This window comes from Gluconobacter sp. Dm-73, from assembly GCF_018256215.1.
Lineage (GTDB): Bacteria > Pseudomonadota > Alphaproteobacteria > Acetobacterales > Acetobacteraceae > Gluconobacter > Gluconobacter cadivus.
Window position 1 is genome coordinate 39,867 of sequence record NZ_JAERLW010000001.1, and the last position, 12,373, is coordinate 52,239.

10 protein-coding genes are annotated in these 12,373 nt (G+C 62.4%); 3 read left to right on the top strand and 7 right to left on the bottom strand.

Annotated elements, in window-relative coordinates:
- Positions 1 to 2: 2 nt before the first annotated feature.
- From JK176_RS00240 to JK176_RS00250, 3 genes are read right to left on the bottom strand one after another with little or no spacing between them, the layout of a single operon-like run.
- Positions 3 to 383: a hypothetical protein gene (locus JK176_RS00240; RefSeq protein ID WP_194261949.1), complete on the bottom strand. Its 381-nt coding sequence runs from the start codon at positions 381 to 383 to the stop codon at positions 3 to 5.
- Positions 384 to 430: 47 nt separating this feature from the next.
- Complete coding sequence (locus JK176_RS00245; protein ID WP_211585855.1) at positions 431 to 1,345, bottom strand: 4-(cytidine 5'-diphospho)-2-C-methyl-D-erythritol kinase; 915 nt, start codon at positions 1,343 to 1,345, stop codon at positions 431 to 433.
- A complete protein-coding gene (locus JK176_RS00250; RefSeq protein ID WP_211585856.1) occupies positions 1,342 to 3,117 on the bottom strand; it encodes a tetratricopeptide repeat protein in 1,776 nt (591 codons plus the stop codon). Before JK176_RS00250 ends, JK176_RS00245 begins: the two co-directional genes overlap by 4 nt.
- 99 nt (positions 3,118 to 3,216) lie before the next feature.
- On the opposite strand from JK176_RS00250, the gene JK176_RS00255 reads away from it, so the two are divergent.
- Both JK176_RS00255 and JK176_RS00260 read left to right on the top strand, forming a co-directional pair.
- Positions 3,217 to 4,074: a uracil-DNA glycosylase gene (locus JK176_RS00255; RefSeq protein ID WP_211585858.1), complete on the top strand. Its 858-nt coding sequence runs from the start codon at positions 3,217 to 3,219 to the stop codon at positions 4,072 to 4,074.
- A gap of 182 nt (positions 4,075 to 4,256) precedes the next feature.
- Entirely contained in the window at positions 4,257 to 6,221 is a 1,965-nt protein-coding gene (locus JK176_RS00260; RefSeq protein WP_211585859.1) for a transglycosylase SLT domain-containing protein, read from the top strand.
- Positions 6,222 to 6,226: 5 nt separating this feature from the next.
- Here the strand turns inward: JK176_RS00260 and JK176_RS00265 are convergent, their stop codons facing one another.
- Complete coding sequence (locus JK176_RS00265; RefSeq protein WP_211585860.1) at positions 6,227 to 6,805, bottom strand: YqaA family protein; 579 nt, start codon at positions 6,803 to 6,805, stop codon at positions 6,227 to 6,229.
- A gap of 142 nt (positions 6,806 to 6,947) precedes the next feature.
- Here JK176_RS00265 and JK176_RS00270 point away from each other — a divergent pair, with 142 nt between their 5' ends.
- Complete coding sequence (locus JK176_RS00270; protein ID WP_211585861.1) at positions 6,948 to 7,496, top strand: cytochrome b; 549 nt, start codon at positions 6,948 to 6,950, stop codon at positions 7,494 to 7,496.
- A 75-nt stretch (positions 7,497 to 7,571) separates the two neighbouring features.
- On the opposite strand, the gene JK176_RS00275 is transcribed toward JK176_RS00270, so the two are convergent.
- The 3 genes from JK176_RS00275 to ccmA form a co-directional block, all read right to left on the bottom strand.
- A complete protein-coding gene (locus JK176_RS00275; protein WP_249194076.1) occupies positions 7,572 to 10,892 on the bottom strand; it encodes a S41 family peptidase in 3,321 nt (1,106 codons plus the stop codon).
- A 103-nt stretch (positions 10,893 to 10,995) separates the two neighbouring features.
- Entirely contained in the window at positions 10,996 to 11,661 is a 666-nt protein-coding gene (gene ccmB, locus JK176_RS00280) for a heme exporter protein CcmB (protein ID WP_211585862.1), read from the bottom strand.
- A complete protein-coding gene (gene ccmA, locus JK176_RS00285) occupies positions 11,658 to 12,293 on the bottom strand; it encodes a heme ABC exporter ATP-binding protein CcmA (RefSeq protein WP_211585863.1) in 636 nt (211 codons plus the stop codon). The genes ccmB and ccmA overlap by 4 nt, the downstream gene beginning before the upstream one ends.
- Positions 12,294 to 12,373: the final 80 nt, after the last annotated feature.

The following is a 12,373-nucleotide window of genomic DNA, read 5'->3' on the forward strand; positions in this document are numbered from 1 at the left end:
GATCAGCTTGGTGTGCTGGCATCCTGCGGGTTGGAGCGGATCATGGTGCGCTGTTTCTGCAGGCCGTGAATAATCTGTTCGACGTCCTGGGGACCAAACACGACACCAACCGGTCCATAGGCCGGATGCTGGAACGCCAGCATTGATCCTTCGGTCAGGGCGTCGATCTGAAGAGCCCAGTTTGTGGTGTAGACCGGCGTGAAGCGCGCGCCTGCAATGGGGGCTGGCGGGCGTTTTTCGATCAGGGCGGCATGAGCCAGACCCAGGCTTGTGATCAGTTGGGACAACTGGGTCTCGTCTAGAGACAGGCTGCCTGAAACGCCGCTGCCTTCAAGAAAGGACAGGATGGCTGTCTTGCCATCTTCTGAACGTGTGACCTGCATGCGTGGGGCTGTCATGATGTTCGACTCCCTGCCCGGTTGTGATGTGATCAGGTTGAAGACCCAGTGTGGTGGAAGCCTCCGGCCCATGTCCACCAATTCAGACGCGCGCTCTGTTCGTTCAGGATCCGTGCGGCATCCTTAGCGCTGTCGGGATTGGGAAAAATCCCGAAGCAGGTGGCGCCTGAACCGCTCATACGCGTGAGAAGGCACTCGGGAAGGCTGCCGATGGACGCCAGAACAGTGCCAATCACCGGGCATTGTGACAGGGCCGGAGTCTGAAGGTCGTTGGTTGTGGCGTTCAGGTCGGCGACCATGGCTTCTGCGCTGTCCCAGCGGATAGGCAGGAAGGCTTGAGGCCGCTCCGTAATGCCGCCGCCCGCGGCGAAGGCCCGGAAGACCTCGGGTGTCGAGACGCCGACGCCGGGATTGACGAGCAGGAGGCCCGCATCAGGCAGGACCGGGGCCGGTGCGAGGATTTCTCCAATCCCCTGCATCCGAGCCGGACGCTGCGCGATACAGACGGGAACGTCTGCGCCCAGTTTTTCGGCGATCGGAAAGAGTGTGGCCTGATCCGCGTTCCATTCGCGGGCCAGCAGGCGCAGCGTTGCTGCGGCGTCCGCAGAACCGCCGCCGATACCGGAAGAGACGGGCAGATTCTTTTCCAGCTTCAGACGAAAGGATTCGGTCAGGCCATTAAATGCTGTGCCGGCCTTGGCCTGAAGGGCGCGGGCGGCGCGTAGCACGAGGTTCTGATCGTCCGCTTCCAACCCTTGGCCGAAGGGGCCGTCGATCGTCAGCGACATCGTATCGGCGGGGCCTTCAAGCGTGATGCGGTCTGCGGCGCCTGCGAAAACCGCGAGGCTGTCGAGCAGGTGGTATCCGTCGTCGCGTCGGCCGGTGATGTGCAGGAACAGGTTGATTTTGGCGTGTGCTGTGGCTTGGGGGGCGTCTGGGAAGGTCATGGTTTCTGTTCGAAAGCTGCGAGATGGGGGCCGCCGTTCTGGAGCGCCTGTAGCAGAAGGGCGCGGTCCTGCGGCTGGGGATTGTCGTCGAGGGACTGGTTCCACTGGTCCCGTGCCTCGGTGTGCCGTCCGAGATACCAGTAGGCGACGCCGAGATGGTAGCCGATTTCGGCATCGCCGGGCGCGTGTTCTGCGGCCTGTACCAGTATGGGAAGCGCGGTTTTGAGGTCTGCACGGTATTTGAGAAGAGCCCAGGCGTAACTGTCCTGAATGGACGCATCCGCAGGCTGGAGGTCGACGGCTTTTTTCAGCATGGCGAGGGACTGAGCCTGATCGGTATCATGCTCGATATTGGCATAGCCGACGAAGTTCAGGACTTCGGGCTGGTCTGGGGCGAGTTCCAGCGCATGTTTCATGTCGTCCTGCACCATCGGCCAGTTGCCGCTTTCCTGAGCGGCCATCGCGCGGCCCAGCAGGATGGGCCAGAGGACTTCCTTACGGGGCGGGGAGGCCTTGAGGGCGCGGGTGTAGAGTGCGACTGCGTCTGTATGATGGCTGCGCTGGTCTTCGACTTCGGCAAGCTGGATCAGGAATTCCGGGTTCTCGGGACGCAGGGCGAGAGCGCGGTGCAGGGCATCGGCTTCCTGTGCGAGGTCTCCTGAGCGCAGGGCAAGGTTGATCCGTTCCTGTGCGGCGAGGGCAGCAAGGGGATCGTACGGCGAAATACTGTTCAACTCGGCCAGACCGCTGGAGATCTGGTTGGCCTCGCGGAAGGTATCAGCCAGAAAAATGCGTGCGAGTGTCAGGCCGGGATCAAGGAAAATGGCCTGTTGCAGGGCGATGATGGCGGGATCGCGTGGAATGCCGTCCTGCTGGATGGCGTCCGTAATCATGAGGGCCATCTGAAGATTGAGAACGGCCCCGCCGAGTGCCGGCGTTGGTTTTTTAAGGTTTGGAAGATCCTCTTCGATCGGGCCGATGACGAGGGCGGCCAGAGGAGATGTCACGCCCAGAGCGGAGACGGCGTCGCTGGCCTCCTTGTGGTGGCCATGTCGTTCGAGCCAGCCGCCATAGAGCTGCGCGTAGAGGATCTGGAGCGTCAGTGGATCTCCGGACGCGTTTCCTGTGCGGCGATAGAGCTGTCCGGCGAGTAGGGGAGTGGGCAGGTGTTCCGCGACCATGGCTGCGTGCAGAAGATAGAGCCTGCGGGTCGCCGGTTGACCTGCGGCTTCTGCCAGCAAGTTCAGGGCCTTGTCGGGCTGGCCCTCGGCGGCGAGGCTCCAGCCCATGAGGACAGGTGCTGCAATTGTGACAAGAGGACCGTGATGGGAACTTCGGGTGAGGATGCGGCGCATCGCGGCCCAGTCCTGTCGGGCGAAGGCGTCCTGCGCGAGAATGAGTGTTCCGATATCGCTGCCGGCGCCCTGATCGGGCAGGGCATTGGCAAGTTTGACGGCTTCGGTCTGATGGCCGGCCATAGCGGCATAACGCAGGGCGTCGTGTTGTAACTGAAGGTTATGTGGGGCGAGCGGTAGGGCATGGGAAAGGGCCAGATTGGCTGCGGGAACGTCTCCGCGCTCCATCATGACTGTTGCCGCCAGCATCCAGCCGGTCAGGGAATTCTCTGGATTAACGGTCGGTTTTATGGCGGGAGGCAGGGCGGCCAGCGCGCTCCCTGTCAGGCCGCTGCCCAGCGCGAGAGCGGGAAGCACCAGACGGAGCGGGCGGGAAAATTCCTCGAATGATCTGGGCCAGCCGCGTGTGATCTGCATAATGGAAGAAACTCTAGCCCTCTTGAGGCTCCACGCCAACCGGCATCCCTTTGGGGGCTGTGTGGCGACGGAGTGGGAGGCCATCAGGACGGATCAACCATGACGCCCCCAGTCAGTGATGTGTCGGCAGTTCTGAGCCGTGCCGATCTGCTGGCCGCGCTTCAACTCCAGTATGACTGGGGTGTGGACGAGGCCCTGTGTGAAATGCCGGTGGACCGTCTGGCCGAGGCGACGCCGCAACTGCCGCCGCGTGTCGGGACGGAGCGGCAGGATTTTGCGCAACATTTGCCTGCGGTTCTTTCGGGAGGCGACGGAGCGCGCCGGATGCCTGCGAAGGCGGCTGGCGTGTCGGCGGGCGGGCTGTCCGCCCGGGCGGTGGAAGAAGCGCCGGATCTGCCGACACTGATGCGCCTGACCGAAGCGCCGGGCGATCTGTTTCTGGCCCGAACCGCCACGCATCGACTGGAGCCGGTTTTCGTCGAAGGCGCGCCGTTCATGCTGATCGGCGAGGCCCCCGATGCGGATGAAGACCGTTCCGGCACGTTGTTTGCGGGCGAGGGCGGGGCATTGCTGGAGAAAATGCTGCGGTCTGCGGGACTGGAGCGCGGAGGGATTTCGATGGCGCCCGCCTTGCCTTGGCGGCCGCCCGGCGGACGAACGCCGAGTGATGCGGAAATGCAGGCCTGTCTTCCGCTTCTGTTGCGGACAATCGCCCTGTGTCGACCGGGGTTTCTGGTGACGATGGGGGTGACGCCGCTCAAGATGCTGGTGGGTCCGGATGCTGCTGTCGGGCGAATGCGGGGGCGGTGGACGGACGTAGCGGTTCCGGGGCTTGCGACTCCGGTGCCACTTCTGCCGATGCGGCACCCTCTGCAACTGCGGGCAAGCGCGGCTGCGCGGCGGAATGCCTGGCAGGATCTGCTGATTCTGATGGAGAAACTCTCTCCAGAAGAATGAGGACTAGTTGGGTACAAATACTACCGTTAAAAAACTTCGGAAAAACGTAAAAAAACGCGCGATGACAGGTGTTTGCCACTGGATTGTTTTAAGGTTGGGTTATATCATTGCCCAGTCCAAGGGCGTGTAGAACTTAACAAGTTCTTGCCAAGGCCCTGCAAAGCGGGTAGCAACCCGCTGCTATGCGAAGGACACCCCCTTTCATTTCAGGCAGTAGCGCCCGGGCTTTGCTCGTCAGCGTACTGATTCTGGCCGGTGGCTCACTGTCTCCGGCGCGTGCGGACAGCACACGCAACCTCACCCCCCAGCCGGAACCGGCCGGGGACGAGACTGCGTTTGCCGAAGCCCGGCCGTCTCTGGGCGGGGATGGCGTTGTTTCGCTGCCCCATCCGCTGACGGCGGCCATGGCCAACCGCTATCGGCTGATCTTTCAGGCGCAGCGCGAAGGCAATTCCCGTATTGTTCAGGAACAGATGCGTCTGCTGACGGATCATGTCCTGCTGCCGGATGTGCTGGCTGAGCGTTATCTTGCGCCGGGCGCGCATCCTGCGGCCGAACAGCTTCGGGAATGGCTGCATGACTATGCGTCCCAGCCCGATGCATCGACCATTCAGGCTCTTCTGCTGAAAATTGCACTTCCGGGAACGGTTCAGGTGCAGTCTTTCGTTCGTCCGCTTGCCGCTGATGCGCGGGCTGACGATATGAAGGGCGCGGTCGCTCCTGTTGATCCGCTGATGCATGCATTTGCCCGTAATCCGCTGCTGGACCGGACGGTTCAGGAACGGGTTCTGACGGGCGTGCGAGGGGCGGAAAGTGCGTTGCATCTCGTGGACATCACGCCGGGGATGAGCGCCCCTTACGCGGCGCAGCTTTACGGTGAGATTGCACTGGGTCTGCTGTCACAGGGGGAAACCCTTGCGGCGTTGCGGAATGCGAGTGCTGGATTTGGCCGTGGCGATCATCAGGTTGGGCTGCCCGCCTATGTTGCCGGGCTTGCTGCTTGGCGCGAAGGGCATGTCGAGGCGGCCTATGACCTGTTCCAGTCTGCGGCCAATGCGCCTGTCACGGCACTGGAAATCCGTGCGGCTGCCGCGTTCTGGGCAGCACGGGCTGAGGGACGGCGTCATGACATGGCGGGTTATGTAAAGTGGCTGCATCGCGCCGCCACGCATCACGAAACCTTTTACGGCATGCTGGCTTCCCAGACGTTGGAACTTGGGCGTCATGGCCATGCGCGTCTGCCCGATGGGCGGATCGAGGTCACGCTGCATGATCCGGTGCCTGTACTTGCGGAAATTGATGTTGAGGCTGTGGGCGCCCTTCCGCAGGGGCGTCAGCTTTTTGCACTGCTTCAGATCGGCGAACGGATGCGGGCCGAAAACCTGATCCGGCGTATGTGGGTGGATGTCGCTTCCGACAGCGCGCGGTCGCGGTCGCTTCAGCTGGTTGCTCAGGCGGCGGGTTATGAGGATCTGTCCGAGCAGCTTGCCTCTCTGGTCATGCACCGGGAATCTGAGGTGACGCCGCCGACGCCGCTGCCTCTGCCCGCCCTGAAGCCCAGCCATGGTTTTCGGATGAATCCGGCGCTGGTCTATGCGCTGACGCGGGTGGAATCCAACTTCGATCCGTCGGCGACGTCAGGGGCCGGTGCGCATGGTCTGATGCAGATCCGCCCGGTGACGGCGAGCTTCGTCACCACGTCGCACATGACGTATGATTCGCATGGCGTGGCGGTGATTCCGGTGGCTCCCGATATGGTCAGCCGTCTGCACAATCCGTCTTCCAATCTGGAGATCGGACAGCTTTATGTGCTGTATCTCGCGAACCAGTCGAGCCGTGTTGCGACGGTGACGCCGCCTGAAGGGGGCGATCTGGTTCGGGTTCTGGCGTCCTATAACGCCGGGCCGGGAGCGATTGCGCGCTGGGAAGGTGCGCAGAAGGCGGACATGCATGACCCGCTGTTTTTCATGGAAACGCTGCCGAATAACGAGACGCGCGATTATGTCCATCGCGCCCTGACCTATACGTGGCTGTATGCGCACCGTATGGGGCTGCCGTCTCCGTCTCTGAAGGCATTGACGCGTTCGGAATGGCCGTCTTTTGGTGAAGAGCAGGCCATGGCGCATGAGCGCATGGCCCTGAACTAAGGTCCTTAAAGAAATTCGATCAGGGCGATGCCGCCTGCGATCAGGATCAGGGCGCCGAACAGAACGAGCGCCAGACGTTTTTCGATGAAATCGCGGATGGGTTCTCCGAAAGCGCGGAGCAGGGCGGCTTCGAGAAAGAAGCGTGCGCCCCGGGTGACGACGCTGGCGGCAATGAACGGAAGCAGCGGGAAATGCGCTGCCCCCGCCGCCAGCGTGACGAACTTGTAGGGCAGAGGGGTCAGGCCCTTGGCGAGAATGATCCAGACGCCATAGCGGCGGAACATCGCTTCCAGATTCAGGATACGCTGGTCGGCATGATAGAAATGCGCGATCGGCATGCCGATATGTTTCATCAGGAACGCACCCAGCACCCAGCCGATCAGCCCGCCCACGACGCTGGCAGTCGTGCAGACAAAGGCCAGAAACCATGCCCGTTCACGGTTGGCGAGTAGCATGGGGACGAGCATCAGGTCCACGGGCAATGGAAACACGGAAGATTCCGCCACGGCGACAACAATCAGCCACCAGACGGCACGCGGCGAGGCGGCCAGTTCGGTGATGCGGGTGTAGAGCAGTGTCAGCATAGCGGCCTGATGTTCCTGTGAATGTGCGTACTGTCCTACCCGGCCTGCGGGAGCTTGCAAATCCGTAACTCTGTGCAACATGTGTTTCGGCAAACGAACGGCTATAGGACGTGGAACCGTTCTTCCGGAGTAGTGCCGTTTCATGGACAACACCCCTGCGCCGTTTCAGCGTTATTCCCTTGTCGCCAGACTGTTCCACTGGAGCATGGCGGCCATCATTATTCCGTTGTGGCTGCTGGGGTTTTATGTGGGGCGGATCATGCCGCATGCGGCAACGCCCCAGAAAGCGCTCCTGCTGCTGATCCATAAGGAAATCGGGCCGTTCATCATCATCCTGACGGTTTTGCGGCTTGTCTGGCGGGCAACGCATCGGCCGCCCACGATGTCATCGGATATTCCGGAAGAGGAGCGTCTGGCAGTGCAGGTCGGGCATTTTGCGCTTTACGCGATGATGCTGGTGGTGCCGTTGACGGGATGGGTCCGGAGTTCTGTCCATGGGCTGCCGATCCCCATGATGTGGGTCATCGATCTGCCGCCATTGGCCCACAAGGCGCCTGTGTTCGTGCCGCTGGTGAATGTGTTGCACCAGTTTTCGTCATGGATTTTAGGGGTGCTGATTGCCGGGCATGGTATTGCGGCGCTGCTGCATCGTTATGGGCGCAGGGATACGGTTATGAACCGGATGCTCTGAAGACCGGCATGTCATGAAAAAGCCCCTGTCCGAGTGCTCGGACAGGGGCTTTTTTTTGTGGAGAGACGCTCCGGTTTATTTCGGGGCAGCAGGCTGCTGGGCCGGGAAGGGAGCGGGTTTCAGGGTTGGGCGCGGATGGTCGGCCATATCTTTGCGCAGCCATGTGAGGGCGGCGTCGAGCTGCTGGTCCTGTCCATTGAAGGTGGCAACCGGCATGTTCTCGACTTCAATGTCCGGAGAGACGCCCTTGTTCTCGACCAGCCATTGTCCGTTCAGGTCGAAATAAGGATTTTCGGCTGTACGGGCATTGCCGTTGTCGATCAGGCGGTCTCCGTCCGAGAGCCAGACGCCCGCGCCTGCGGTCCGCTCACCCAACAGTGGGGCGATATGCAGGGACTTGATGCCCTGCGAGAAAGTCTCGCCGTCCGAATAGGTCATTTCATCGGACAGGACGATCAGGCGGCCCTGAAAAGACTGCTGCATGTCCACGGACGGCGCGTTGCCGTAGCGGCCCCAGAACATCCACGGGCGGCGCATGAGCTGTGTGAGGACCCAGCTGTCGATATTGCCGCCCGTGTTGCCGCGGACATCCACGATCAGGCCGTCCTTGTCGATATTGGCATAGAATTCGCGGGCAAACGCTTCCATGTCGTCACCGACCATGGATTGCAGATGCAGATAACCGATGCGGCCGTGGCTGGTGCGGTCGACGATATCCGCGCGGCTGACTTCCCAGTCGCGCGCGCGCAGGTCACGCTCCTTCATATAAGACACGGGCGTCACAATGATCTTGTGGTCTTTCCCGCCACGAGAGAGCGTCAGGAGAGCCTGCTTTCCGGCCTGATCGGCAAGCAACGAGCCGAGATCGGGCTGGCCTGCAGTCGGCTGACCGTTGATTGCGACGATGAGATCACCATTCCGGGCGTCTACACCCGGCGCGGCCAGCGGGGACTGCTGGTCGGGGAGGTCGCGGTCGCCCTGATAGATGTGGGCAATCCGAAAGCCCTTGTCCTCATGCGTTAGCTGCGCGCCGAGGCCTGCAATGAGGCTGGAAGCGGGCTGGTCGAAGGTCGTGGGCGCGTGGAGCTGCGAGTGCATGGCGCCGATTTCCGCAACCATCTGGCCGAGCAGATCATCGAGATCCGCACGGTCTCCGAGACGATCCACAAGCGGGGCGAAATGGGCACGCACGGCTTTCCAGTCCACGCCGTGCAGGTCGCGGTCATAATAGTGGTCGCGGTGCAGGCGCCAGGCGTCCACGAATTCGTCAGACCATTCCTGTCCGGGGTCGATCCGCAGGCGCAGATGGTCGAGGTCGATCTTCTTGCCGTCCAGTTCCTTGGGCTGCTTCTCGCCCGTGGGCGTCAGGAGCAGTTCCGGCGCGTTTTTGCCGCGACGGCTGAGGGTCAGAAGGGTTTTGCCGTCCGGGGTGATGTCGAAATCCGAAATCTTGGCCGCGTAGGTTTCGATCTTGTGTTCGTTATTGTCGATATGGATCGACTTCAGATCGCCCGGACCATCGCCTGAGCCGGAATTGTCGATCGTGAAGAGATAGTCGTCAGAAACGCCGAGGCCTTCATAGTCTCCGGCCGGAACCGGGGCCTGATAGAGACGTGTGGCGATCCCGGCCCATTCGATGGCGGGAAGGGATTTTTTCTTGTCGCCGTCTTTCTTCTTGTCGTCCTTTTTATCGGCGTCGGGCTTCTTATCCGTCGGGTCCAGCTCGGTTGCGGGCTGGAATGGGAAACGTTCGCCGGACTGGAGGGCGAGGGCGTAGAGTCCTGTGCGCTTGGGAAAGGCCGGTCCGATATTGCGATCTCCCCAAGGCGAGCCATTGGAGAGCGAGAACGTGCGGTCGGACAGGAACCACAGCCATTTGCCATCCGGGGAGAAGCTGGGCGTATAGGATTCATAGCGACCGTCCGTCACCCAGTTCGACTGGCCGGTGGCGGGGACGTAAAGGGCGATCTGGCGACGCAGGTTTGTGCCGCGTGTGCGGACATAGGCCAGAACATGTCCATCCGGGGACCACGAGACGGAATCAAAAACGTTGGTGCCGTCCAGCGTGGCATTATCGACCAGCTTGTCGGCTTTGGTGGACAGGTCCGTCAGCCAGAGGCGGCCCAGAAGGTCGGTATGGGCGGCGTATTTGCCATCCGGGGAAAGAGATAGTGCGACGGGTTCGGTGGAAGACGGCTGGGTGATGGCCTCGCCCTTGCCGCTGCCATCGGCTGCAAAGCGCCACAGGGCGGAATCGCCGCCCGCATCGCTGAAGGCAATGACGGATTTGCCGTCCGGCGTGATCTGGGCGAGACGCAGGCGGACGTTATCGGGGGTGGCGAGCACGACGACGCGGCGGGGTGAAGCCCCGGCAACCACGACATGACCGCGCATGGTGAAGGCGGCGGCGTCCCCCTTGGGAGAGATGGTCGAGGATGTCAGGAAACGTGTCGGCTTTTCCAGCCAGTACGGGCTGCGGGGCAGGTTGTCGGAGGTCAGGTCCACCTTGACGGGTGTGGTCTCACCGCTGGCCAGATTGAAATCGAACAGGTCCGCGCCTTTGCGGAAGACGATATGATCGCCGGAAATGGCGGCCTCGAGGACGCTGTAATCCGTGAAATGGGTGAGCTGTTTCGCGTCCGAGCCGTCGGCGGCGAGGCTCCACAGATTATAACGTCCATCTTCGTCGGAAATGACGATCAGGCGGTCGCGCCAGGGCATCGGGCGGATCAGGTTGGCGTCATGCGTGCCGATGCGCTCGGCTTCCTTGCCGTTCTGAAGGTCGAAGCGCCAGAGCTGGGACAGCGCGCCGCCGCGATAGGCGCGCATGTGATCGCCGGTCGTAGCGAGGCCGAAGCGGACAGCATAAAGCCAGCGTCCGTCCAGGCTGAGCGCGGCATCGTTCGCGCCGGAAAGCGGGAAGACGCGCGTTGCGCCGGTTTTCGGATCAATGGCCGAGACGGTCTGGCTATAATAGGGGCCAGTTGCGGCAGGGCTGGCATAGAGCACCCCGGCATGGGCGTCCCAGCCGATGATTTTCAGACGTGCGACGTTCTCGAATGTCAGACGGCGCGGTGTGCCGCCGTTGCGGGGCATGACGTAGATTTCGGTCGGGCCGTCGAAATTGGCGGCGAAGGCGATCTGGGTGCCGTCTGGAGAAATGACGGGATGCGGGTCGATGGCATTCGCGCCCTGCGGCACGGTCGTCAGACGCTGGGCCTGCCCGCCTGCGAGGGGAACGCTCCAGACGGACTGTTCGGCGTTGAACAGGACGGTCTGGCCGGAAATCGAGGGTTCACGCAGATAGCCCGGCTCGGCTTGGGCAACGCCGAGCCCCAGCCCCATCAGGGCGGCGCAGGACAGGAGGGAATGTCTGAGCGAGGGGTGTAGGGACATGGCGATGATCTCGATATGAAACGAATATGGTTCAGTCGTTTCATAAAGGTGTCATCGCGTCAAAGGCCCCCGGATGACATCCTGTTAAGATATAACACTTCTCTCAGCCCACGGCGGCCTTGAGGCCCTGTCCAGCGGCGAGGGGGCAGAGCGGCAGGCAGGCGAAAAGACATGCCCCCAGCAGATCGAGGCTGGCGGCGGGGGAGGTGGCGAGTTGTCCGGCATAGGACGAGGCCGCGCCAAAAATCAGAACGGGTGTTGCCAGTGGCAGAACGAGCAGCGGGAGCAGAACGCCGCCACGCCGCGCGCCAAGCACGATCGAGGCAGCCATGCCGCCGAGAAGCGAGAGGGACATCGTGCCCATCGCAAGACCGGCCAGCAGGAGCGGGAGTTCGGAGCCTTTGATGCCGAGCATGATGCCGAGCGGGATGCTGGCAATCAGCAGAGGCAGGCCCGTCGTCAGCCAGTGCGCGGCCATTTTGGCGAAGGCCACGGCGGCGGGAGCTGGGCCGGTCAGCATCAGCAGATCGAGGGAGCCGTCTTCGAGTTCAGCTCCGAACAGACGGTCCAGTGGCAGGAGGCAGGCCAGCAGCGCGCAGACCCAGATAATGCCCGGCCCCATATGTCGCAGAAGGTCGGGCGAGGGGCCGAGGGCAAGCGGGAACAGGCTGCCACATAATATAAAGAAGAGCAGCGAGGCCAGCGTGTCGGCGCCGAAGCGGAAGGCCAGACGGAGGTCACGGTCGATCAGGGCAAGAAAAGCGGTCATGACAGCCAGAAGGAGTCCACATGCGCGAGCGAGGGCAGTTCGTGCGAGCGGGTGTTGTCGAGGGGGAGGGGCACATGTGTCGTGACGATCATCGCACCGCCTCTGGCGCGATGGGCGGCCATGACGGCGCCGAGGCGTTCGATGCTGGCGACATCCAGCCCGACCGTCGGTTCGTCGAGCAGCCAGAGCGGGGCGCCGGACAGCATGACGCGGGCAAAGGCCGCGCGGCGCTTCTGCCCCGAGGACAGGAGCCGGGCCGGAAGATCGGTCAGATGGGTGAGATCAAGGGCGTCAAGCGCATCGGATAGGCTGTTTGTTCCGAGCTTTTCAGCCAGAGCAAGGTTCTGCGCCAGCGTCAGGCCCGGCTTAAGCGCGTCTTGGTGGCCGAGCCAGGCGAGGGCGCCATAACGCACGACGTCGCCTGAATCGGCACGGCGCAGGCCGGAGATTGTGCGCAGAAGAGTGGATTTCCCGGCCCCGTTTGGACCCGTGAGGATCATGGCGTCCCCGGCGTCCAGCGTCAGGGACACCCCGTCAAGCACCAGCCGGTCTCCACGGAACACCGTGACGCCCTCGACATCGAGCAGGCGGCCGGGCGTGGGAGGTGGCGGAAAATCAGACGGGGTGGTCATCGGAAGGTCTCATGCGCGGGGTTCGGTTCTGTCCCGGTGTGTGTCTTTCTGTTTTAGAGACCCTGCGGGCGTCCTTCGCA